The 23966-nt window shown below is 56.9% G+C and carries 23 protein-coding genes; 15 read left to right on the plus strand and 8 right to left on the minus strand.

Features of this window, described 5'->3' with window-relative positions:
- Positions 1–51: 51 nt before the first annotated feature.
- From R2A130_RS10765 to R2A130_RS10775, 3 genes are all read left to right on the plus strand, one after another.
- A complete protein-coding gene (locus R2A130_RS10765) occupies positions 52–861 on the plus strand; it encodes an N-formylglutamate amidohydrolase (protein WP_009758078.1) in 810 nt (269 codons plus the stop codon).
- A 26-nt stretch (positions 862–887) separates the two neighbouring features.
- Positions 888–1196: a DUF1244 domain-containing protein gene (locus R2A130_RS10770; RefSeq protein ID WP_009758079.1), complete on the plus strand. Its 309-nt coding sequence runs from the start codon at positions 888–890 to the stop codon at positions 1194–1196.
- A gap of 82 nt (positions 1197–1278) precedes the next feature.
- Complete coding sequence (locus R2A130_RS10775) at positions 1279–1554, plus strand: DUF2312 domain-containing protein (protein WP_009758080.1); 276 nt, start codon at positions 1279–1281, stop codon at positions 1552–1554.
- A gap of 45 nt (positions 1555–1599) precedes the next feature.
- On the opposite strand, the gene ggt is transcribed toward R2A130_RS10775, so the two are convergent.
- Positions 1600–3372, minus strand: a complete 1773-nt coding sequence (ggt, locus tag R2A130_RS10780; protein WP_009758081.1) for a gamma-glutamyltransferase — start codon at positions 3370–3372, stop codon at positions 1600–1602.
- A 203-nt stretch (positions 3373–3575) separates the two neighbouring features.
- Between ggt and R2A130_RS10785 the strand changes: the two genes are divergently transcribed.
- The 3 genes from R2A130_RS10785 to R2A130_RS10795 all read left to right on the plus strand — a co-directional run bounded on the left by R2A130_RS10785 (position 3576) and on the right by R2A130_RS10795 (position 8770).
- Positions 3576–5291 carry a calcium-binding protein gene (locus R2A130_RS10785; RefSeq protein ID WP_009758082.1) on the plus strand — a complete coding sequence of 572 codons (1716 nt, stop codon included), beginning with the start codon at positions 3576–3578 and terminating at the stop codon, positions 5289–5291.
- A 228-nt stretch (positions 5292–5519) separates the two neighbouring features.
- A complete protein-coding gene (locus tag R2A130_RS10790) occupies positions 5520–7355 on the plus strand; it encodes a type I secretion system permease/ATPase (protein WP_009758083.1) in 1836 nt (611 codons plus the stop codon).
- Positions 7352–8770: an HlyD family type I secretion periplasmic adaptor subunit gene (locus R2A130_RS10795; protein ID WP_009758084.1), complete on the plus strand. Its 1419-nt coding sequence runs from the start codon at positions 7352–7354 to the stop codon at positions 8768–8770. Before R2A130_RS10790 ends, R2A130_RS10795 begins: the two co-directional genes overlap by 4 nt.
- Positions 8771–8847: 77 nt before the next feature.
- Here the strand turns inward: R2A130_RS10795 and R2A130_RS10800 are convergent, their stop codons facing one another.
- On the minus strand, positions 8848–9075 hold the full coding sequence (locus R2A130_RS10800; protein ID WP_009758085.1) for a calcium-binding EF-hand: 228 nt from the start codon (positions 9073–9075) through the stop codon (positions 8848–8850).
- 273 nt (positions 9076–9348) lie between these two features.
- Between R2A130_RS10800 and R2A130_RS10805 the strand changes: the two genes are divergently transcribed.
- Both R2A130_RS10805 and R2A130_RS10810 read left to right on the plus strand, forming a co-directional pair.
- Positions 9349–10977 (plus strand): alpha-D-glucose phosphate-specific phosphoglucomutase, encoded by a 1629-nt coding sequence (locus R2A130_RS10805; RefSeq protein ID WP_009758086.1) that lies wholly within the window; start codon positions 9349–9351, stop codon positions 10975–10977.
- Position 10978: 1 nt separating this feature from the next.
- Positions 10979–12805 (plus strand): ABC-F family ATP-binding cassette domain-containing protein, encoded by a 1827-nt coding sequence (locus R2A130_RS10810; protein ID WP_009758087.1) that lies wholly within the window; start codon positions 10979–10981, stop codon positions 12803–12805.
- On the opposite strand, the gene R2A130_RS10815 is transcribed toward R2A130_RS10810, so the two are convergent.
- From R2A130_RS10815 to R2A130_RS10835, 5 genes are all read right to left on the minus strand, one after another.
- Positions 12802–13428: a ribonuclease HII gene (locus R2A130_RS10815; RefSeq protein WP_009758088.1), complete on the minus strand. Its 627-nt coding sequence runs from the start codon at positions 13426–13428 to the stop codon at positions 12802–12804. The two genes, R2A130_RS10810 and R2A130_RS10815, sit on opposite strands and share 4 nt — an antisense overlap.
- 215 nt (positions 13429–13643) lie before the next feature.
- Complete coding sequence (locus tag R2A130_RS10820) at positions 13644–14792, minus strand: PA0069 family radical SAM protein (protein WP_009758089.1); 1149 nt, start codon at positions 14790–14792, stop codon at positions 13644–13646.
- 138 nt (positions 14793–14930) lie between these two features.
- Positions 14931–15479, minus strand: coding sequence for a molybdenum cofactor biosynthesis protein B (moaB, locus tag R2A130_RS10825; protein ID WP_009758090.1), 549 nt, complete (start codon positions 15477–15479; stop codon positions 14931–14933).
- Positions 15476–16333 (minus strand): 4-(cytidine 5'-diphospho)-2-C-methyl-D-erythritol kinase, encoded by an 858-nt coding sequence (locus R2A130_RS10830; RefSeq protein ID WP_083804302.1) that lies wholly within the window; start codon positions 16331–16333, stop codon positions 15476–15478. Before R2A130_RS10830 ends, moaB begins: the two co-directional genes overlap by 4 nt.
- A gap of 34 nt (positions 16334–16367) precedes the next feature.
- Entirely contained in the window at positions 16368–18128 is a 1761-nt protein-coding gene (locus tag R2A130_RS10835; protein ID WP_040305638.1) for a tetratricopeptide repeat protein, read from the minus strand.
- Between the two features lie 413 nt (positions 18129–18541).
- Between R2A130_RS10835 and R2A130_RS10840 the strand changes: the two genes are divergently transcribed.
- Positions 18542–19639 carry an HWE histidine kinase domain-containing protein gene (locus R2A130_RS10840; protein WP_009758093.1) on the plus strand — a complete coding sequence of 366 codons (1098 nt, stop codon included), beginning with the start codon at positions 18542–18544 and terminating at the stop codon, positions 19637–19639.
- Positions 19636–20007 carry a response regulator gene (locus tag R2A130_RS10845; RefSeq protein ID WP_009758094.1) on the plus strand — a complete coding sequence of 124 codons (372 nt, stop codon included), beginning with the start codon at positions 19636–19638 and terminating at the stop codon, positions 20005–20007. Before R2A130_RS10840 ends, R2A130_RS10845 begins: the two co-directional genes overlap by 4 nt.
- 33 nt (positions 20008–20040) lie before the next feature.
- Here the strand turns inward: R2A130_RS10845 and R2A130_RS10850 are convergent, their stop codons facing one another.
- Complete coding sequence (locus tag R2A130_RS10850; RefSeq protein WP_009758095.1) at positions 20041–21057, minus strand: polyprenyl synthetase family protein; 1017 nt, start codon at positions 21055–21057, stop codon at positions 20041–20043.
- Between the two features lie 128 nt (positions 21058–21185).
- Between R2A130_RS10850 and R2A130_RS10855 the strand changes: the two genes are divergently transcribed.
- From R2A130_RS10855 to R2A130_RS10875, 5 genes are all read left to right on the plus strand, one after another.
- Positions 21186–21428, plus strand: a complete 243-nt coding sequence (locus R2A130_RS10855; protein ID WP_009758096.1) for a DUF2007 domain-containing protein — start codon at positions 21186–21188, stop codon at positions 21426–21428.
- Between the two features lie 13 nt (positions 21429–21441).
- Positions 21442–22203: a tRNA1(Val) (adenine(37)-N6)-methyltransferase gene (locus tag R2A130_RS10860; protein ID WP_009758097.1), complete on the plus strand. Its 762-nt coding sequence runs from the start codon at positions 21442–21444 to the stop codon at positions 22201–22203.
- A gap of 115 nt (positions 22204–22318) precedes the next feature.
- Complete coding sequence (locus R2A130_RS10865; RefSeq protein WP_198008718.1) at positions 22319–23158, plus strand: S49 family peptidase; 840 nt, start codon at positions 22319–22321, stop codon at positions 23156–23158.
- Positions 23159–23185: 27 nt separating this feature from the next.
- Positions 23186–23380: a hypothetical protein gene (locus R2A130_RS10870; RefSeq protein ID WP_009758099.1), complete on the plus strand. Its 195-nt coding sequence runs from the start codon at positions 23186–23188 to the stop codon at positions 23378–23380.
- 64 nt (positions 23381–23444) lie between these two features.
- On the plus strand, positions 23445–23957 hold the full coding sequence (locus tag R2A130_RS10875; RefSeq protein WP_009758100.1) for a redoxin domain-containing protein: 513 nt from the start codon (positions 23445–23447) through the stop codon (positions 23955–23957).
- Positions 23958–23966: the final 9 nt, after the last annotated feature.

Below are 23966 nucleotides of genomic sequence, written 5' to 3' on the forward strand. Positions count from 1 at the left end.
AGCAGGTTTCTCTCCATTGAACCCCCCGAGACGCTGTGACAAGAACCGCTGATGAGCTATGCGCAACCAAATTCATTCTCTCCCTGCCGCCTTATCGAGGGCGACCCTGAAGCCGGCATGATTTTGCTGTGTGACCACGCCCGCAATGGCTTGCCAGCAGAGTATGGAACACTTGGTCTCGATCCGGTGCAGTTCGAGCGCCACATCGCCTATGATCCGGGTGCAGAAATGATAACCGAGCGACTGGCAGAACGCCTCGGCTGCCCTGCCGTCCTCTCGACATTTTCACGGTTACTGATCGACCCCAACAGGGGGCTTGATGATCCAACATTGGTAATGCGTCTGTCGGATGGTGCTATCATTCCGCAAAACCACCCTATTGATGCTGCCGAGATTCAGCACAGGATCGACAGCTATTACACGCCCTATCACGCACTGATCGAACGTACGATCGATACTGCGATTGCAACCGGTCGTCCGCCGATGATTTTTTCGATCCATACCTTCACTCCGTTCTGGAAAGGACAGGCGCGGCCTTGGCACGGTGCTATATTGTGGGATGCAGATTCTCGTCTGGCACGCCCGATGATTGACGGGTTGCAAGGTAATTCTGATCTCATGATCGGCGACAACCAGCCTTATGATGGTGGAATGGCCAACGATACGCTTTATCGCCACGCTACGTCGCGGGGCTTGGCTGATGCTTTGGTCGAGGTGCGGCAGGACCTGTGCTCGCATGAAGCGGGCGCACAGGAATGGGCGGACCGATTGGCCGTGCAACTGGAAAGCGCCAATGCCAATCCCCATCTGCATGAAATACAACATCACGGTTCTCGCTCCGACCGCATAGTGGCAGCTTGAGTGAACCGCTAAACCGGAAGAACCTTATGACCGATACGACAACCGAACTCGAAGCTGCAGCCTTCCGTGCGTTGCGTGATCACCTGCGCGAGCGCACGGATGTGCAGAATATCGATCTGATGAACCTGTCAGGGTTTTGCCGTAACTGCCTGTCACGCTGGTACATGGAGGCTGCAAATGAGCGCGGCATGGACATGGATAAGGACGGCGCGCGCGAGATCGTTTACGGGATGCCGTTTGGCGAGTGGAAGGGTCTGTATCAGACCGAAGCGACGGCCGAACAGAAAGCCGCGTTCACCGATACCCATCCGCCGGTTCGAGATTCCGACGGCTAAGCCCGTCGCGCATCACTTCCAGCTTGGCATAACGCGACGAATCCTGTTCATGGCGAGTTCGCAAATTTGAAGGAATAGACCCATGGCCGATACATCTCTTGCCCGCGACCAGCTTCGTACCATCGTTGAGCGCATCGAGCGTCTCGAAGAAGAAAAGAAAGCCATCGCGGATGATATTCGCGACGTTTATGCCGAAGCCAAGGGCAACGGTTTCGACGTGAAAGCGCTTCGTAAAATTGTATCGCTGCGCAAGATCGAGCCAACCGAGCGCGAAGAGCAGGACATGATCCTTGACACCTACATGATCGCTCTCGGCATGGCGCCGGATACATCAGGTGACGGCCCCGACCTCGGCTAAATTGACCTCGGTTAAATTAATCTCGGTTGAGCAGATGGCGGTCGGCTATTCGCCGATTGCCACACCTTCCCGGCGCGGGTCCGCCCCGCCGGAAAGACCATCTGCTGAAATGACGATGCCGTGCAGACCAGACGTCAGCGCTCGGATTTCCGTCTCATAGCCGATGGCCTCCAGCGGCGCTTTCAGCGTCTCTGCTGCGGTACCCTCTTCCAGATCATAGCGTCCGAAGCGGTTGACCAGATGCGGGCTGGAAATGGCCTGTTGCACATCCATTTTCCAATCGATAATCGCGATCAGCGTTTTCGCCACATAACCGATGATACGGCTGCCGCCTGGCGAACCGATTGCAATCACCGGCTTGCCACCCTGCATGACGATGGTGGGTGACATGGATGAACGGGGGCGTTTGCCCGGCTCCACGCGGTTCGCGATGGGCTTGCCATCCTTCATATCGCGGAAGGAAAAATCGGTCAGTTCGTTGTTCAGCAAAAAGCCTTGCGTAATCAAGCGCGAGCCGAATCCGTTTTCGATGGTCGACGTCATCGAAACAACGTTGCCCGCCGCATCGACAATGGAAAAGTGTGTGGTGGAAGGAAGCTCCAGCGACTCATCCGGTGCAAGCAGCGAAGCCTCATCCCATTCCGGCTCGCCCGGCTCCACACTTTCGAGTGCATCCTCACGGAACAGCAGTTCTGCCCGTGCAGCGAGATAATCGCGCTTGAGCAGTCCCTTGGTGGGCATCTTCACGAAATCGGAATCGGCCATGTAGAGGCCGCGATCGGCGAATGCGAGACGCGATGCATCGCCTATCAAACGCCACGCTTGCGGCGACTGCGGGCCAAGTGACGCGACATCCATCGGCTCGATCAATTTCAGGATCTGTCCAACAGTCAGTGCACCGGAGGAGGGCGGTCCCATCCCGCAAACATCGTGGTCACGATAGGTGACGCAGACCGGTTTACGTTCTGCGACCTGATAGTTTTTCAGGTCGTCCAGCGTCAAAGTGCCGGGATTGGACGCAAAACCCTGTACCGTGTCCACGATGCCTTGCGCGACTTCACCTTCATAAAAACCGGCACGGCCTTCGCGGGACAGCTTTTCGAGCACGGTCGCATAGGCTGCATTTTTGAGAACGATTCCTTCGCGCAGAGGTTTTCCTTCTGGCACGAAATAAGCGCCCGTCGGCTTGTAGAGTCTCAGCGCCTGTTCGCCACCGGCAATGAGGCCAGCCAGTCGCGGCGAGACTGCAAATCCGTTTCGCGCCATTTCCGCAGCCGGTGTCAGAAGATCTGCGAACGGTGTTTTGCCCCAGCGCTTGTGCATATCCAACAGCAGAGCAGGGGTGCCTGGCACTCCAACTGAACGTCCGCCGATAACTGCCGAGAAAAACGAAAGCGGCTCGCCGTCAGCATCCTGAAACAGTTTTGGAGTTGCGGCTGCCGGTGCGGTTTCGCGTCCGTCCAGCGTGGTCAACTCACCAGAAGCTGCGTCGTAATAAACAAGAAAAGCACCACCGCCTAAACCTGAACTTTGCGGCTCCACCAGACCGAGCATTGCTTGCGTCGCAATAGCTGCGTCCGCCGCAGTTCCGCCTGCCCTTAACACGTCCGCCGCTGCTGCGGCTGCCAGCGGATTCGCAGCAGACACCATCCAGCGCTTTGCTTTCACAGGCTTGCGCGCATCACGTGCCACAAACCCGGTTGCCGCTTCCGGCGCAACGCTATCTGCGGCGTTTTGAGCGTGCGCCACCTGTAACGGCGCGAAGGCTAATGCGGTTGCAAGAAGAGTGCTTGTGGCTTTGCGAGGCAGGAAACTCATATCGACACCAATGAAGCTGTTTCTCGAATGTCGATGCTAGTCGCAGGTCCCACAGCTTGGAACCCCTGAAAGCTAGTCAGTGGTCATTGATTAAAATTTGAATTAAATTCAATTTTACTTGTAAATATTAGTATTAACAAAGTGTTTATTACACAAATACGCGGGTTGTAGTAAGAAAAAAGAAACCATTGGAGAACTCTGCGATGACCACGAAAATTCAGAATGTATATACAAACGAACCGTCGCAGAGCGCCCCGGACGCTGTGACAATTTCTAAATCTAACACGCCTCCTGCACCTATTGTGCCAGACGATATGAACGCAAAGGTCACTGTGACCGTCGCTGAAAGCGGCGGCCCCGGCGAAGATATCTTTGGCACCGACAGCGACGATGTTCTCACCGGCAAAGAAGGTGACGACGGCTTTCTGGAAACCAAGGGTAATGACACCGTTGATGGTGGCGCTGGTCGCAACCAGATCGACTATCTTGGCTCTAGCTCTGAATACGCCATCACACGCGACGGTGATACACTGACCGTGGTCAAACTCAACGGTGGCACCGACACGGTGACGAACGTTTCCGGTGTTTATTTCTTCGGGGACGACGTGTGGAAAGCTACGTCAGAATTTAGCGCTGCAACCGACGATAGCGGTGATGACAGCGATGATTGTGTTGGCGACGATAGTGGTTCCGATGATCATCCAGTAGATGATGGCGATGACACAACCGGTGGTGATGCTACCGGCGGCGACAACGGCTTCGGTGGTAAAGATTTCTTTGGTACTGATGATAACGACGTTCTTACGGGCGGCGAAGGCAATGATGGTTTCCTCGGGTCCGCAGGTAATGACACAATCGATGGTGGCGAAGGCTACAACCAGATCGATTACGCCGGTTCCAGTTCCGACTATTCCGTCACCCTCGATGGCGACACACTTACTGTTGTGAAGCCGAACGGCGAAGGCACCGACACGGTAAGCAATGTTTCGGGCGTCTATTTCTTCGGAGATGACACGTGGAAGGCGGTCGAAGAGTTCGGTGCTGACGGCGATGACGGCGATGATAGTGCCGACAACGTCGATTCTTACGATCATCCAGTTGACGACGTCACCGATGGCGGTTCCGATGATGCTGGCGACATGACCGGCGGCGACAACGGCTTCGGTGGCCAAGACTTTTTCGGCACCGATGGTGACGACGTTCTAACCGGTGGCGATGGAAATGACGGCTTCCTCGGCTACGCAGGCAACGACGTGATCGATGGCGGCGAAGGTTACAACCAGGTCGACTACACCGGTTCAAGCACCGACTATCAAGCTGGTATCGCTGCAGATGGATCTGTCACCGTGATCAAGCCGAATGGCGAAGGCACCGACACGCTCGTCAATGTTGATGGCATCTACTTTGCCGGAGACGACGTTTGGAAACAGGTGTCGGAACTTGGCCCAATTGATGCGGGCGAAGAGCAGCCTGTTGATGGTGGTGACGGTAACCCTGTAGATGGCGGCGGCGAAGAGCCAGTCGATGAAACGCCCGTTGTTGATTGCCCGGTTGATGGTGGCGGTGAACAGGCTGAAACATACGGCACCGACGGCTTCGATATTCTGAGCGAAGACGGGAGCTCGGCAGTCTACGGCTACGGTTCTGCCGACCTCATTTTTGCCGGTTCCGGTGATGCTGTTCTGGATGGTGGCGAAGGTTTCGACGTCATGCACGCTAATGGTGCCAGCACGGATTATACGTTCAATGCCAACAGCGACGGCTCGGTGACAGCTTCCAGCGATGTGGATGGCACCGACACGATGGTCGACATGGAGGCGGTTTATTTCGCTGGCGACGATCAATTCGCAATGGTGTCTTCATTGACAGGTGGCGGTGAAGCCGAAGTCGAAATGGACGCTGAGCTCAGCTGCTTCTAGGCGTTATTGCTGCGGTTTCAGCCTCGCACCAAATGCAAAAGGTCCGGTTGGTAACGACCGGGCCTTTTGGATTCTAACAGGTGGGGTAAATCCAAGAGCATTTGTTAGTAATTTTCATCCAATCTTTCGCAATCTCATCCTGCACCTAACTGGTGGCGGGTGTACGGGCGTGTGTTTGCCCGGCCGATCTTCATCATTCGAAGGCGGTTTGCGTTTGGAGGTTGTGTCGTGGGTCTTGGCTCGTTGAAATGGGTGGCTGTGTTTTCGGTCGCTACAAATTTGCTGATGATCGTGCCGCCACTGCACATGTTGCAGGTCTATGATCGTGTGCTGTCATCCAACTCGCTAGAGACGCTTATTTACATCACGCTTATCGCAGTTGCGGCCATGGTTTTGTACGGCGCAGCCGAAGCTGTGCGCGGTATTCTGGTGCAGCGCGCTGCTGCCCGCTACACGGTAGAAAAGGCGGACCCGCTTTTTGAAGGTCTCTCGAAGTCCAATGGCGGTATGCGCCAGTCTTCCGGCTTGCTGCGCGATTTCAATATGGTTCGCAGCTTTATCGCCAGCCGCACATTGGTGGGCCTTTTCGATCTGCCATTTGCACCGTTTTTCGTGCTGCTCATGTTCATGTTGCACTGGTCACTGGGCATCATCACGCTGGTCGGCATAATGGCGTTGGTCGGTATCGCGATCATGCAAAAGGTCATCACAGCCAAGGCTGCCGATACCGCCAAGGAAACCGACAGCGAAGCACTCTCCTTCGCACAAACCGTGTTCAGCCGATCTGAAGACATTCGCGCCATGGGCTTGTTGCCGTCAGTCATGCAACGCTGGGGCTCCCGCATGGGGGCGTCGCTTGCTTCCGGTGACGAGGCCGCTGGGCAGGCATCAGCATTTTACGGTACGTCGAAAGCGCTGCGTAAAATTCTGCAGATCGCCATCATGGCTTGGGGTGCTTATCTCGTGATCGACGGCCAGATTTCAGGCGGCGTCATCTTCGCGGCGTCCATGTTGTCCGGTCGCGCACTCGCACCATTTGAACAGGTGATTGGCGGTTGGGACCGTATCTCTCAAGCCCGTGGTTCGCACGGCAAGCTCGAGGCATTCCTTGCCGAACAGGCTAACCGCCCGGAAACCATGCGTTTGCCGGAGCCGACGGGGCACATCGCCGTGGAAAGTCTGACCTTCAATCCCAATGAAGAGAAGGGCGGCAAGCCAATTCTTGAGAATGTGTCGTTCGAAGTGCCTGCTGGCAAAGTGCTGGCCGTCATCGGTCCGTCCGGCGCAGGTAAATCTACCATCGCTAAGGCTATCGTGGGCGCGATCCAGCAGAACACTGGGCAGGTGCGGCTTGATGGTGCCGAACGCAGCCAATGGCCTGAAGACCAGTGGGGCGAAACGGTGGGTTACGTTTCGCAGGAAGTCACACTCTTCCCCGGTTCACTGGCGGAAAACATAGCGCGTTTGGAAATCGAACCAAATGAAGAAAAAGTGGTTCGGGCTGCTATGGCCGCCGGAATGCACGACATGGCAGTCGCCTTGCCAGATGGTTACGGCACCATGATTGGGCCCGGTGCGGTCATGCTGTCCGGTGGCCAGAAACAGCGCGTGGCACTGGCCCGCGCGCTTTATAGCGACCCGCGTGTACTGATCCTCGACGAGCCGAATGCTCATCTTGATGCCAACGGTGAAACCAGCCTCATCGCGGCAATAGAACGCGCAAAAGGGCAGGGACGCACCGTTGTGATCGTCACACAACGCCGTTCGGTTCTTACTGTCGCAGATTATGTTATGACGGTGAAAGATGGCCGTATCGACAGCTATGTCACAGCCAACTTTAGCAAGTCACAACAGCAGGCGAAGCCGCAACAAGCGGCTGCTCAAGCGGAACCTCAAGCAGCACAAAATACGCCCGTCGCCGCTGCAAAGTCGGAACGTTTAGATAGCGAAGCGTTGAAAAAACGTCGCCGTGTAGCCGGAGCGCCGGGCATCTCTACACCTGCAGCAGCCGAACCTGTGGTTGCGCCTGCTCCGGTCCAGCGCGATTTGGGAGAACGACTATGAACACCTCCGCACGTAACGCAGCAACGGCTGCAGCCACCGGCATGCGTTCATCCGGCAATGCGGCCCCCGCTCAGCCAACCCAAAATAGCGGTGATTGGCGCAAGCAAGTGCCCACGGCAAATGGCTCGATCGTCCGAAAAGGTTTGATTTTTGTCTTCGGCTTTCTCGGCCTCTTCGTCATTTGGGCCTTTGCGTTCCCCATCGCTTCTGCGGTTGTAGCAAGCGGCAAGATCGTGTCTTCGGGCCAGAACAAACTCATCCAGCATCCCACGGGTGGCGTGGTTCGTTCCATCTCGGTTCAGGACGGTTCACAGGTCGCAAAGGGCGATGTTTTGCTGGTGCTGGACGACTCCGCCAATCGTGCGGAATTTACCCGTCTGACGGCTCGTCACCAGCGTTTAACGGCACTGAAAACAAGGCTGGAAGCTGAAAATTCCGGCGGCACGTTTCAGCAACCAGCCGATACAGGTTTAGCTTTACGTGGAACCCAAGCCGCTTCCCCAAGCGGCGAAGAGACTGCGATTTTCAACGAACAGCGCCGTGAATTCGAAGCTGGGCGCAAACGTCTGAACGCTGAACTCGATGCTGCTGTTGCTCTGGCTGAAGCGCAAAAAGAACAGCTCGTCGGCTTGCAAACCCGCATCGCTGCCAGCCGTCAGCTTTTGGCACAAACCGATCTCGAAATTTCCCGCTTACGTCCACTGGCGAACGCCGGTGATATTGCAAAATCCCGCCTTTGGGAGGTTGAGCGTCGCCGCTTGGAACAGGCTCGTGATGTTGGTGATCTCGATTCGCAAATTGCATCGACCATGCAGCGTATTGCTGAAGGTGAAGCCCGTGTGGAACAGCTTGCCGAAAGTGACAACGAAACCCGTTCCGAAGAATTGACCGGTGTATTGGGCGAACTTCGCGAGATTTCCGATCAGCTAAACGCGGCTCGCTCCGCAGTAGAACTCACAGAGTTGCGTTCGCCTGTCGATGGCACGGTCACCGCATTGATCGCCAATACCATCGGCGGCGTGGTGCCTGCCGGTGAGCTGGTGGCACAAATCGTGCCGACAGGTTCAGAACTCGAGGCCGAATTCCGCGTGGCTCCGACAGATGTAAATTCCGTCAATGTTGGCCAGAAAGCGCGCATCGTTGTGACGGCCTTTAACCGTCGCACCTACGAACCCGTAGAAGGTGAAGTTACTTATGTGTCAGCAGATTCGCAGACGGATGCCAGTACAGGCGAAACCTACTTCCTCGCACGCGCATCATTGCTTCAGGACGTAGAAAAAAATCAGGGAATAGCCCAAATTCAACCGGGCATGCAGACAGAAGTCTACGCGCTGAAAACGCCACGAAACTTCGTCACATATGCGGTGCAGCCTGTGTTGGATTCCTTCTCAAAAGCCTTCCGCCAAACGGACTGAACAGGCGCAAACAGCCCGACCGGTTTCCCAGTCGGGCCTACTGCTATCATCCGGGGGTGGTGAGCAGCAGTTCGCGCTTAGCCGCCGACCAGGAGGGCGTATTCATCGGCATCAATAGCGCCATCATTGTTGGCGTCACCGGCGACAATGGCCGCTTCGTCCAACGTTGGCAGGGCAACCTTTGCTTCTTCGAGCGACAACGAGCCGCTGGCATCCGCATCGGCCTGTTCGAAGCTTGGTGCTGTTTGCGCAAAGGCTGTACCGGCAAACAGGGCGAGAGAAAGTGCTGCGATAAGACGGGTCATAGACGTGTCCTTTCGTGATGGGCCGAACGATTTCGTTGCGGCCCGTTGGGGGATGTGAGCGTTTGGTTGTTCGCTCGAAACCCAACCTGATGCCCTCTCGTGGCGGCAACTGGCCGCGACGGGGGCAGCAATGGGGCGCTTTGCACATTTGCGATCAACTGGCGTTACCGCGCGTCACACCGGTTCGCCACGTTTCTCCAATTGCAAGAAATGGTGTGTGAACGTGGCCTGTTTTGTGGTTGAAAGCACCCACGCAACAAAACGGGATCGACCATGCGAGACACTGTCGCCACCACGCCATTCGATGACCAGAAGCCCGGCACGTCCGGCCTGCGCAAGAAGGTTGCCCGTTTTCAGACCGAGAACTATCTGGAAAATTACGTGCAATCGGTTTTCGACTGCTTGTCCGGCTATGAGGGCAAGACGCTGGTCGTGGGAGGCGATGGCCGTTTTCACAACCGTGAAGCGACGCAAATCATCATCGCGATGGCCGCCGCCAACGGCTTTGGCCGCGTGCTTGTGGGGCAGGATGGTATCCTGTCGACGCCCGCGGTTTCCCACATCATCCGCAAACACGGCGCATTCGGCGGCATCGTGCTGTCCGCCAGCCACAACCCCGGTGGCCCCGATGGCGATTTCGGCATCAAATATAATGGCGAAAACGGCGGCCCCGGCACACAGGCGGTCATGGACCGCGTGGAAGCCCGCAGCCGCGAAATCACGCAGTATCAAATCTGGCGTGACGACGAGGTCGACCTCTCCCAAACCGGCACGAGCAAGCTAGGCTCCATGAAGGTCGAGATCGTTGATCCCGTCACCGACTATGCCGAGCTGATGGAAGAACTGTTCGACATGGACGCGATTGCTGCGATGTTCAAAGGCGGTTTCAACTTCCTGTTCGATGCCATGCACGCGGTCACCGGCCCCTATGCGAAAGCGATATTCTGTGACCGTCTCGGCGCACCATCGTCTGCGGTCATCAACGGTACACCGAAAGAAGACTTCGGTGGTGGGCACCCTGATCCGAATCTCGTTCATGCCAAAACCATCTACGAAGCCGCCATGCGCGACGATGGACCGGACCTTGCTGCAGCAAGTGATGGGGATGGCGATCGCAATCTCATCATCGGCAAAAAGTGCTTCGTCACCCCGTCGGATTCGCTCGCGGTCATCGCCGCCAACGCGCATTTGGTGCCGGGCTATGCCGACGGTCTCAAAGGCGTCGCCCGCTCCATGCCGACCAGCGGCGCGGTGGACCGTGTGGCCGAAGCCATGGGCCTACCGATGTATGAAACCCCAACCGGCTGGAAGTTCTTCGGCAACCTGCTGGACGCTGGCGACATCACGCTTTGCGGCGAAGAATCCGCCGGCACGAGTTCCAGCCATGTGCGCGAAAAAGATGGCCTTTGGGCAGTGCTCATGTGGCTGAATATCTTGGCCGCGCGCAAAGTCAGCGTCGCCGACATCATGGCCGATCACTACGAGCAATACGGCCGCAACTATTACGCCCGCCACGATTACGAAGAAGTGGACAGCCAAGGCGCGAACGATCTCGTCACCGCGCTGCGCGCTTCTCTGTCCGACCTTCCAGGACGCGTAACGGAAGCCGGCACAATTCAGCAGGCCGACGAGTTCGCCTATTACGATCAGGTTGACGAAAGCTACACGGAAGGCCAAGGCCTGCGAGTGCTGTTCGAAGGCGGCTCCCGCATCGTTTATCGCCTTTCCGGCACAGGCACGGTCGGCTCGACCCTGCGCGTTTACATCGAGCGTTACGAACCTGTTGGTGGTGATCTGACCCGCGAAACCGGCGATGCCATAGCCGACCTCATTACAACTTCGCGCTCGCTTGCCGGTATCGAACGGCACACGGGTCGCACCGAACCTAACGTGATCACATAAATTGGCACCACCGCTTTTAACACTACGCGATATTCACCTGACATTCGGCTCCACCCCGCTTCTCACCGGGGCGGATTTGGCCGTGCATGCGCGCGAACGGCTTTGCCTCGTTGGGCGAAACGGCTCCGGTAAATCGACGCTGCTCAAAGTTGCCGCAGGGCAGGTCGAACCGGACAGTGGAGAACGGTTTTTCCAGCCGGGCACGACCGTGCGTTATCTGCCGCAAGAGCCGGACCTCACGACATTCGCCTCCATCGGTGAGTATGTCGAAGGCGGCTTGGAAGAGGCCGACGACCCGTACCGCGCAGCGATGTGCATGGATGCGCTGGGTCTTGATGCAGATATGCCCACGACCAATTTGTCCGGCGGTGAGGCCCGCCGTGCGGCCTTGGCGCGCGTGTTGGCACCGGAACCCGATATTTTGCTGCTGGACGAGCCGACCAACCATCTCGATCTGCCCACTATTCAATGGCTCGAAGAGGAATTGGCGCGGCTGCGTTCGGCCATCATTCTCATCAGCCATGACCGGCGTTTTCTCGAAAATCTCTCGCGCCGTACCGCATGGGTGGATCGTGGCAAAACCCGCGTTCTCGACAAAAGCTTCGCCCATTTTGAGGACTGGCGCGACACGCTGCTGGAGCAGGAAGAACTCGACGCCCACAAACTCGACCGCACCATTGTGCGCGAAGAGCATTGGGTCACCCACGGTGTCTCGGGTCGCCGCAAGCGCAACGTTCGCCGCCTTGGCGAACTTGCAAACCTTCGCAGCCAGCGTGCCGACCGCATCAAGCCATCCGGCCAGGTGCAGATGACGGTTGCTGAAGGAAGCGAGTCCGGCAAGCTGGTGGCGCGGGTGGAGAAGATTTCGAAGGGCTACAACGAACGCGTTCTGGTGGATGATTTCTCCATGCGTCTTGCCCGTGGCGACCGGGTCGGTTTCGTTGGCCCAAATGGCATCGGTAAAACCACACTGGTGCGGATGCTCACCGGCGAATTGGAGCCGGACAGCGGCAACGTGAAACTGGGCGCGAATGTCGACATGCTTATCGTCGATCAGAAACGCGCTGCGCTAGACCCTAACGCGACCGTAAAAGACACGCTTACGGGCGGCGGCACCGACGTCGTTGCCATCGGCGATCAGCGCAAGCACGTCATGGCGTACATGAAGGATTTCCTGTTCTTGCCGGAACAAGCCCGCACGGCAGTCTCGCGACTTTCAGGTGGTGAGCGTGGCAGGCTTATGCTCGCCATGCGTCTGCGCCATCCGTCCAACCTTCTCGTGTTGGACGAACCGACCAACGACCTCGATCTCGAAACGCTCGATCTGCTGCAGGAGATGATTGCAGATTACGTCGGTACGGTTCTCGTCGTCAGCCATGATCGCGATTTTCTCGATCGCGTTTGCACCTCTGTCATCGTGCCGGAAGGGCAGGGCCAGTGGCAGGAATATGCCGGTGGTTACAGCGACATGGTGAGCCAGCGCGGGTCGGCAGATTTCAGCGGTGCGCGAGCAACGAATGTTTCATCCGAAACGCCTTCGCAGGAAGTGCCGACTGGGACGAATTCCGCAGCAGCAGCCAAGAAGTCATCCGGGAAGATGAGCTTCAAAGACAAGCACGCGCTCGAAACTCTGCCGGTGACGATGGAAAAATTGGAAGCGGATATTGCGAAAGTTGGCACTGCATTGGCGGAACCTGACTTGTTCGAGCGCGACGTGAAACGTTTCAACGGTCTGGTGGACTTGTTGCAAAAGACGCAGGGCCAGTTGGATGCCGCCGAAGAACGGTGGCTCGAATTGGAAGCCATACGTGAAGAGCTGGAAGGCTAGGCCTTCGCGACCAACGCATTTCGCACCGGCCTGAAACTCATCCGGTGAATCTGGCAGGGACCAAGGCGGGCGAGCGCATCGCGGTGGGCGGCGGTCGGGTAGCCCTTGTGGCCCGAAAATCCGTATTGTGGCCAAAGCGTATCGGCGCGCACCATGATCCGGTCCCGCATCACTTTTGCAATAATGGATGCAGCAGCAATCGATAATGAACGAGCATCGCCCTTCACAATCGCCTCTGCACTACACGGCATGTTTGGTGGCAACGCATTGCCGTCGATAAGCGCGTGGTTGGCACAAACGGGAAGCGCACGAACCGACTGTTCCATGGCGTAGAGGCTGGCCGCGCGGATGTTCATGGCATCGATACGGCCCGCAGCAACGGTTGCGAACGCCACCTGAGAGGTGGCCAAAATCGCGTCGAACAATTCACTGCGCCGTTTTTCCGTCAACGCTTTGGAGTCGTTCAGACCTGATGGAATGTTGTCAGGGTCCAGGATCACTGCGGCAGCAATCACAGGTCCAGCCAAAGGGCCACGCCCAGCTTCATCAACGCCGCAGACATTCTTTATGCCTTTGGAGAGTGCCAAGGTCTCCAGTGTGAAGTCGGGTTGAAAAGCGGCCATAGCCCGCAATGCCTGTCGTACCTATCGGCGTCAAATAAGTTCGGAGCCACCCACCCTTTTCAGGCGGGCAGCTCCGATGACCACCGGTCACGAGGCTGATGGGCCGGTGGTGTATCGATTGTCCTGGGTGAGCAGGAAAGCCAAGGGGAAGAGGCTCAGCCGACTGCCGGTGAGAGGCAGGTCGGGTGCAATCGATTGGGTTGCCGATCAGCGCCTCAAAAGAGACTAAGCTGCTGACCGGCAAGGGCGGGTGGCACAAAGCGATCCGTGCGCATCGAAATGGAGCGCAACGGCGCAAGGCCGAGTTTCTTGGTGGCGATCTCAAAGCGGCGACCCAATTGCCAGGCGTAGGGGCCGACACCCTTCATGCGCGTTTTGAAATTCGCATCGTAATCCTTGCCGCCGCGCATGTTCTGCATCAGCGACATGACGTGGGCTGCACGGTCGGGATAATGCTGCTGCACCCAGTCGCGGAACAGGGGGGCCACCTCGTGGGGCAGTCGCAACACGGTATATGTCGCTTCCGCAGCGCCCGCCGCTTTACCCGCATCGAGAATACGCTCCATCTCATGATCGTTGAGTGACGGGATGATCGGAGCGACGCTGATCGACGTCGGAATACCGGCCTCGTGCAACTTACGAAGCGCATCGAGCCGGAGGCCAGGCGTTGCAGCACGGGGCTCCATCGCGCGTGCCAGCTTACGGTCGAGCGTGGTAACTGAGAGCGCCACTTTCGCCAGTCCCTTTTTAGCCATGCGTTCCAGAATATCCACATCGCGCAACACCAGCGCAGATTTCGTGACGATGGTGACGGGGTGGTTCGTTTCTTCCAGCACGAGCAACAGATCGCGGGTTATGCGCCACTGCTTTTCGACCGGCTGATAGGGGTCGGTGTTCGTACCCAAAGCCAGCGGCTTGCAGACGTATTTTTCCGACGCCAGTTCTTTGCGAAGCAGTTTGGCAGCGTTGGGCTTGGCAAACAGTTTGCTTTCAAAATCCAACCCTGCCGAAAGACCCATATAAGAATGGGTGGGCCGTGCGTAACAATAGACGCATCCATGCTCACAACCGCGATACGGGTTCATCGATTGTTCGAAAGGAATGTCGGGCGAGTCGTTCGTGGTGATGATCTTGCGCGCAGCTTCTGCCGTTACGTCGGTTTTGAACGGTGGCAACTCGTCCAGCGTTTGCCAGCCATCGTCGAAGGCTTCCCGTGATGTGGGTTCGAAGCGGCCTGCCATGTTGAGGCCGGCACCACGCCCGCGCCGTCGTTGATCGCGAATGCGATGTGGCGCACCGCTGCTTAAAGCGACCGCTGCAGCTTGCGCTGAAAAATTCGATACCTGTTCTGCACTCGTAACCATAATACCGCTCCTTCATAAGGATCGTTTCGGACTACGAATTGGGTGGCATACGCTTTCGACTCAACACCCGTTCCGTGCATAAATTCCTAAAGAACGAATGAGAACATTACAAGAACAAAAATGAAGGCGGCGCAAATTTTATCCAGCACCGCGCCGCAAGTGCTCGTCCAGCCGCGGCATGATTTCCACGAAATTGCAGGGGCGGTGGCGGTAATCCAATTGCGCGCCAAGAATTCCGTCCCATGCATCGCGGCACGCGCCGGGTGAGCCGGGCAAGCAGAAAATGAAGGTTGCACCAGCAACGCCTGCGGTCGCGCGGGACTGGATGGTCGATGTGCCGATCTTGGCATGGCTGAGCGTGTGAAAGGCTATCGAGAAGCCGTCCATGCGCTTTTCAAACAGCGGCTCCAGCGCATCGGGCGTCACGTCGCGACCGGTAAAACCGGTGCCGCCTGTGGTGATGATGACGTCCACCGCCGCGTCGTCGATCCACTTTTGTACGCGGTGTTGAATGGCTTCGACATCATCGGTGACAATATCGCGGTCGGCCAACCGGTGGCCCGCTTCCTGCAATCGCTCCACCAGTGTGGTGCCGGATTTATCGTCTTTCGGTTTGCGGGTATCGGAGACGGTCAAAATGGCGATGGAGACAGGAATGAATTCCCTATTCGTGTCGATCCGGCTCATGATGTGCTTCCCTGTAATTGCGATGCGGTCACCCACCAATCGGGATAGGCTGCCTTTAGCTGCGCTGCCGCGCGGGCTGCGCACCCTTCACTATCATATAGCGCAAAGCACGTTGCGCCCGAGCCGGACATGCGCGCCAGACGCACCCGCGACGTGCCCCAGAGCGCGTCAAGACATTGGGCGATTTCCGGCGCAGTGCTGAAGGCTGGCGCTTCGAGGTCGTTGCGCTGGTCGGTCAACCACATCAACCAGTCGCCATCTGCGTCCTCTAACGCATCAAGTGGCGGATGGTCCTTGCGGTCGAGGCGCGAGAATATCGCGGGGGTGGAGACGGCAACACCGGGGTTCGCCAGCACGATGTGAAAGCCGGGCAGGACGACCGCCTGCAGCTGCTCCCCTATGCCTTGCGCGCGGAGCGGCTCACTCTTCAAACACATGGGCACGTCGGCCCCTAATTTCGCTGCGATTGACGCAAGGTCTGTGTCGGTGTCCCACAATGCTGCCAAGCCGCGAAGTGCTGCCGCCGCATCAGCCGACCCCCCTCCGATGCCGGAGGATAGGGGCAGGTTTTTCTCCAGCCGGATTTCTGCGCCTGTCGTTGCGCCTGCGGCTTTCCGTAAAGCAGTGGCGGCCCGCAAAACGAGATTGTCATCGTCTGTAGAAAGGCCTGCACCGAATGTTCCGTTGATAGACAGTGTCAGCTCATCGGCAGGTGCAAAATTCAACCGGTCACCCACATCTGCAAATGCCACCAGCGTATCGAGCAGATGGTAACCATCCTCACGTTGCCCGGTAACGTGCAAAGCGAGATTGATTTTCGCTGGCGCGAATTCGGTGATGGTTGCAGCGCTCATGGCCATAGACCGGATAGGAGGCAGCGCCTTGGCGCTACTTCTGTTCCTCGGCGAGCTTTGCTGCTTTTTCCTTTTCCAGCACCGCGTCGAGACCATTTTTCAGCTTGTCTGCGATACGCACTTCGGTGCCGTCCGGTGGGTCGAGCGCCAGCGCGTGTTGCCACTGGAATGTGGCTTCCAACTTGCGATTTGCGAGCCAGTAAGCATCACCCAGATGATCGTTGATCGTGGGGTCGCCGGGGCGCAATTCAACGGCGCGTTCCAGCTCTTTCACCGCTTCGGGAATGCGGCCAAGGCGGTAGAATGCCCAACCGAGACTATCCACCATATACCCGTCATTGGGGCGCAGGCTGACCGCCTTGCGGATCATATCCAAGCCTTCCTGCAGGTTGATGTCCATGTCGATCCAGCTGTAACCGAGATAGTTCAGCACGCTGGGTTGATCGGGCTCCAACTCCAAAGCGCGCTTGAAGGCGGCCTCTGCAAGCGACCACTGTTTCGTGCGTTCGTAAGCGATGCCAAGGCGGTAAAACAGGTTCCAGTGAACGCGCTGCGGTTGTTCCAACTGCGCGATATAGCGGTTGTAGATCTTGATGGACTCGTCATATTTTTCGTGCCGCGCCATCACAGCACCATAGGAAAGGTGGGCGACCAGATCGTCCGGACCGCTTTCCAACAGCGCGTCGAGTTCCTTGCGGGCCACGTCTTTCTGGTCCAACTCATCAAGGTTCAACGCATATTCCAGCCGAGCGATGCGGTAATTGTGCGAGTTGGGGTCGATTTTCGAAAACAGCGCGTTGGCCTCTTTCAGGCGACTTTGCTTGTCCAGTAGTTCGGCCAGCTTCAGCGCGATATCGTCGTTCTGTGCGGACAACACGCGGGCAAGTTGCACATAAATGAGCGCGAATTGCTCGCCGCCCTCACGATCCACCGCCATGCCGAGATTGAGGAATACTTCTGCCCCGCCGCGTTGGGCGGTGTTCAGTTCAAAGCCCGGCGTGCGGCCGTCTTTCGCCGCCTGCAACATGGATTCGTAAAGCGGGTCTTGCGGGTTGTCCTGCAAAGCGCTCGTCAGTATTGCGGTTGCCGCGTCTTTATTTTTGTTGCGGAAATGCGCCTGCGCCAGTGCCGCGACTGAGCGCATGTGGCTGCGCCGTGCAAACTGTCGACCGGCAGGGTTGGCCGTGGCTTTTTCCAGCCGCCCAACAGCTGCCGGCACGTCGCCAGCGGCCAGTGCGATCAACCCGCCATGATATTCCACGAAAAAGTTGAACCAGCCTGGTCCAGAAAGCTCATCGACAGCTTCCAGGGCTTTTTCAGCGTTGCCGCGCCCGAACTCGACCCAGCCATCCACAAGCCCCGCAATCAGACGGTCGACAGGGCTGCGCCATTCGGATTCCAGCAGCCGTTCAGCTTGTTTCCAGCTTTTCTTACGCAGCGCTTCTACGGACAAGATAAGGCGCACAATTTCCGGCGCGTCGCCTGCTTTGACGATCTCGTCGCCCAACTCCACCCCTTCGGCAAAGTCGCCATTGGCGATGAAGTTCATAAAGCCCTGCAGCTTCAGGTCCGTGTTGTCAGGATCGAGCGCGATGGCCTTGCGATAAAACTCCACCGCCGCTGCCGTATCACGATCGGTCGTCGCGATGCGGGCTGCCAGATAATTCCCAGCCAGCGAGCGTCCGGCCTTTATCTCATCAACAGGCGCAGTTTCCGCAGCAGCCGGTCCGGCAAACCCGAGACCCGCCACAAGAGCCAGCGATGCAAAACCCGCACGAGACACCAAATTTTTCATAAACGAAAACCCACCAAAAGCTCGAGCCCAAATCACCCGAAGATGTGAGCCATCATGGCGCAAACCATGGCGCTTTTGGGGGCGGGGGTCTAGCTTGTTGACACGTATTGGTGAAGCCATGACTGGCGTTTGGACGTACAACGTCCCTATCACGCAGAATGCGTTTGAAGTCATCCTCGCGTAGCTTCATTGAAACATATGCACTTGCGATTACCCCAATCTGCCGTTCTTGCGACCGGGTTCTGACAACAAGGTGGGTTTTGACTTTGCCAAGTCCCAGCCTAAAAGATTGATGCAATCCCCATTCGCAGGGGTCTGACATCGAATTCTTTTGACAAATGTCCTTACAGGATAGGTAAGAGATATTTTGAAGCCCTGCGTTTGTACGGGTCAGCTTAAGCGAACCGACTTCCATGACAACGCCTTCCAATCACATGACTGAAGAGATCGCGCGCATGCAGGAGGAACTGCTGGCAAATGCGGAAAAGCGCCGGTCGGACTCCAATATAGCACGCGCACAATCCCGACGTATCCATGTGTTGGAATCGATGATGGAGACGGTGCCTGTCGGTGTGGTTCTTGCCGATGCTGATGGGCAGATCATTTACGGTAACAAGCATGTGGAAACCATGGTCCGGCATCCGATCCTGTTTTCCGATGATGTTGATTCGTATGGCGAATGGATTGCATATCACGCTGATGGGAGACGGGTAGAAAGTCATGATTTTCCCCTGTCGAGAGTATTGCGCGAGCGCGATCCTCGCTCTGAACTCGATGTCCATTATCAGCGCGGCGATGGAAGTCGTTTCTGGATGCGAATTATTGGCGAGCCGATTCTTGATTCGGAAAATGAATTGCTGGGAGCGACAGTAGCGCTGATCGATATTGATGAAGAATTGCGTTTACAGAATGCACAGCGGGTTTTGATCGCCGAACTCAACCACCGTGTTAAAAACGCATTCTCTGTAGTAAAGTCGATTGTCAGTCAGTCGCTTCGTAAGGTTAGCGTAGATAGTGGCCTTCGCGACACGGTGAATAGGCGGCTAGATGCCTATGCGAGCGCCCACTCCAAACTGATTGGTTCGTCATGGGAAACAGCGCCTTTGAAGGATGTGGCGCTAGAAGTTCTCGGGCCCATCGGCGGGGATCAGGTCAAGCTGGAAGGGCCGGTTATTGAACTCCCCTCCCGGCAGGCTCTTGCATTCTCAATGGCGTTTTACGAGCTAGCGACCAACGCACTCAAATATGGTTCGCTTTCCGAACTGGAAGGCCGCGTCGATCTGTTTTGGAACCTAACTGACAACACGGAACTTTCTCAATTAGAAATCTGCTGGATCGAGCGTGGCGGACCAGTTCCGTCTGAACCCAGCGATAAGGGCTTCGGCTCATTTATAACCGGAAGGGCACTAGAGGCAGAAACGAGCGGTCGTGTGACCAGCGAGTTTCTACCCACCGGATATGAATGGAAGCTGCGAATGCCAATACAAAAGGAAGAGATAAAAAACACATGACTGACAAACCGCAACGCATATTCATTGTCGAAGACGAAGTGATGCTCGCTTTCGAAATGTCGGATACTCTTGAGGATCTGGGATTTGAGGTCGTTGGCCCGAGTATCCATTTGGAAGAAGCAAAGACAGTGGCAGAAAACGAAGACATTGATGTCGCAATTCTTGATGTGAATCTTGGTGGTAACAAAACCTCGAAGCCGATTGCCGATACATTGCGGGAGCGTGGCATCCCGTTCGCATTTGTGACCGCATATGACCGTGATCAGATTAACTTCGACACGACCAACGAAAGAGTTGTCAAGAAACCGGTTTCTACTGCAAAATTGCTTTCAGTTTTGCGATCAGCATTCTCCGAAAGAGAAAGCTAGGAACGTGAGGATCACCAGCCCGACGTTCTCGCCTCAACTCACCCGCGCAATACAAAAATCAACCACATCCAACAGCGCGCTCTTGTGCTCACCCGCTGGTAGCGGAGCCAGCGCATCGCGGGCCATTTCGCCGTAGTGGCGGGCGCGGGCGACTGTGTCGTCTATGGCACCGTGCTTTTTCAGCAGCACCATGGCGTCATCCAGCGCGCCTTCGCCTGCATTGTCGGCTTCCATGTTGGTGCGCCAGAAGTCGCGTTCTTCGTCTGAACCGCGACGGTAGGCCAGCAGCACGGGCAGGGTGATTTTGCCTTCGTGAAAATCATCCCCGACGTTTTTGCCGAGGTCCGCTTTCGAGCCGCCATAGTCCAGCGCATCGTCCACCAGCTGGAACGCGAGGCCGAGATTGAGGCCGTAGCTGCGGAGCGCATCGCGGGCGGGTTTGCCAGCATCCGCCAAAATGGGGCCAACCTCGCAGGCGGCAGAAAACAGCGCCGCCGTCTTGCCGCGGATCACGGCCATGTAATCGTCTTCGGTCGTTTCCATGCTTTGTGCTGCGGAAAGCTGCATCACTTCGCCTTCGGCGATGACCATCGACGCGGTGGACAACACGTCGAGCGCTTCCATCGAGCCGGCATCCACCATCATGCGGAACGCCTGACCGAGTAGAAAATCGCCCACCAAAACGCTGGCCTGATTGCCCCACACCATGCGCGCGCTTTGCTTGCCGCGCCGCATATCGCTTTCGTCCACCACATCATCATGCAGCAGCGTAGCCGTGTGCATGAACTCGACGGATGCGGCCAGCGTGACGTGATGGTCGCCGGTGTAGCCCAGCATTCGCGCGGCGGAGAGCGTGAGCATCGGGCGCAGGCGCTTGCCGCCGCTGTCGATCAAATGCTTGGCGACCTCGGGGATCATTTCGACGTCCGAACCGCATTTCGACAGAATGAGCGTGTTCACCGCTGCCATATCATCGGCGGTAAGGCGCAACAGCGGATCGATCCCGGCTTTTGCGGTTTTGGCACTGGCCAGTTCTACGACGACGCCCATGGTGGTGTTCCTGCAATTCGTTTTCTAACAGCGAGGTAAGGCGGTGACGGCCCACCCGCAAGCCCGCCGCTGGTCGCATCCCTGTGAGATGGGTGGACAACAGGTCTTGTCCAGTCGATGAAGCGCGCATGGAAGAACTGCTTCGCACCAACAATCCGGTTTCCGTATCCTTCGCGCAATCGCTGCTGCAGGAGGCCGATATCGTGCACTTCGTGGCCGACGAGCACATGAGCATCGTCGATGGTTCGCTCGGCATTTTGCCCCGCCGCATAATGGTCGATGGCGAAAAGCTGATGCAGGCGCGGCGGTTGATGGAAGAGGCGGGACTGGGCGTAGAACTTCCTGCCAAGCTGGTCCGTCCCGTCGATTGAGCGCTGCGGTAATGTGACAGATATCAAGCCGGAAATCACAGAAGACGGCTTTCTCGACAACGCCTTTGCCGTTCTCCAACCGAGAAAAGGTGCCCACCGCGCCGGTCTCGATGCTGTTCTTTTGGCCGCTTGCGTTTCAGCAAGTGAAACGGGGGCCGTCGCTGACCTCGGCGCAGGCACCGGAGTTGCCGGCATGGCCGTCGCCCAGCGTTGCGCTGAAGTGCAGGTGGAGATGTTCGAGAACGATCCAGCTAGTGTCACTCTTTTGCGCCGAACGGTAGCATTGCCGCGCAACACGCATTTGGCAGGTCGGTTAATCGTGACGGAAGCGGATGTAGTCGCGTTGGACGGAGCACGGTTTTCCCACGTCATCGCAAACCCGCCCTACAACGCAAGCGGTCGGCAGGCATCGCCACACGCCCGCCGCGCCGCCGCGCACATGGCGACGGATGGGTTGTTGAAAAATTGGGTCGAGGCTGCGGCGCGAATTTGTCTGCCGAACAGTCGGCTGACGATGATTCTCCGGCCGGACAATTTGGATGACATACGACAAGCGATGACTGGAAAGTTCGGGGAGAGCTTCGTGCTGCCGATAGCGGCAAAAAACGAAAGCGCCCCGATCCGCATTCTCATCACCGCCCGATTAGGAGCGGAAGACGGCGAGCGCGAATTGCCGCTATTGGTTTTGCACAAGCCGGATGGCGCCTTCACCGATCCTGTCGAAGATATTTTGCGCGGCAGAAAAGGCATCGATCTTCTGGGAATGTCGGGTTGAATTTCGGCAAAAGCGTCTCCATTTCCTGAAAAGACGCATTATTTGCCGAGAATTTTCAGGATACTCTAATTTGCCCAAACTTTCCAAGCTGTTACCCGCCAAATTACGTTCAAAAATGGGCATGGATGCCGCCATCATTCCCGTTGTTCGGCTGGAAGGGGCGATCATGTCCGGCGGTTCGGCGCTGCGCCAGAACCTCAATCTCGCCGGTTGTGCCAGCCGTTTGAAACGCGCTTTCGAAATGAAAGAAGCGCCCTGCGTCGCCATTATCGTCAATTCACCCGGCGGGTCGCCCGTACAGTCACGACTGATTTACCAACGAATTCGGGATCTTGCGACCGAGCATGACAAGAAGGTCCACGTTTTCGTAGAAGACGCCGCAGCCTCCGGTGGTTACATGATCGCCTGCGCGGGTGACCAGATCACCGCAGACCCATCCAGCATCATCGGGTCAATCGGAGTGGTATCATCGGGCTTCGGTTTCGTGGGGGCCATCAACAAATTAGGCGTAGAGCGCCGGGTTCATACAGCAGGTTTGAACAAGTCAGTTCTCGATCCATTCCTTCCCGAAAAAGCGCAAGACATCAAACGCTTGAAAGAACTTCAGTTGGAGATCCACGGTGTGTTCATCGACCTCGTAAAAGCCTCGCGAAGCGACAAACTGGTCGAAGATAAGTCCATGTTCACCGGCATGTTTTGGACAGCAGGACCAGCAAAAGACATGGGTTTGATTGATGGCATCGGCGACTTGCGCGGCACGCTGCGTGGATTTTACGGTGAGAAAACAAAGCTCAAGCTGGTAGAAGCCAAAAAGGGGCTGCTTGGTCGTTCTGCCAGTATGGGAATTTCCGGCTTGGGCATTCCGGTAATGGACGCTAATCTAGGCCATCAAATCGCCGATGGGCTGCTGTCCACCGCAGAAGAGCGCGCGCTTTGGGGCCGCATTGGCTTGTAACCAAATGAGAATTTCGGAAGGGCAGTCATGATCCAGTTCGTTGCCGCAGCAGCCGTCGGGGCTGTAGGTCTCTACGCGTGGAAAGAACTGCGCCGTCATTTGACCAAGCTGGAAGAAGAAGAGGCCGCGCAGGTCCGCGCTGAAAAACTGCGCGAAACCAAAGACGCACCAGCCCTCGAACTCGACCCAAAAACCGGGAAATATCGCATTCGTGATCGCTAAATCAGATGCGGTTCTGACTGCGCTGAGCTAGCCTCTCGCCTGACAGCAACGGAAATTACCCAACATGAACAAGATGATGCCCGGCACGCCTATGCCGATGATCGAAGTCGACACGCTGTCCGGCGGCAAGATGCAGCTCGGCGGTAAGGGTTGGAAATTCATCGTCGTCTATCGCGGTGCGCATTGCCCGAAATGCAAAGACTACCTCGCCAAACTCGAAGTTTTGCGCGCAGCCTATGCCGCAGATGGCATTGAAATTCTTGTGCTTTCTGCCGATAGCGCGGACCGCGCCCGCCCGTTCATCGAAGACTCGGAGTGGACCGCCGAAGTCGGCGTCGACCTTTCCATCCCGCAGATGGTGGAACTCGGCCTCTACATCTCGCAGCCCCGCGACGAGCAGGAAGCGCCACGACCCTTCGCCGAACCAGCGCACTATGTGGTCAACGATGATGGCCTCGTTCACATGCTCGATATGTCGAACGTGCCTTTCATGCGCCCTGACCCGGAAGCGCTTCTGGCAGGCATTCGCTTCCACCGCGAGAAGGGTTTTCCCATCCGCGGAAGACTGGAAGCCTAACGCACCCAA

It is taken from the genome of Ahrensia sp. R2A130 (genome assembly GCF_000179775.1).
Lineage (GTDB): Bacteria > Pseudomonadota > Alphaproteobacteria > Rhizobiales > Rhizobiaceae > Pseudahrensia.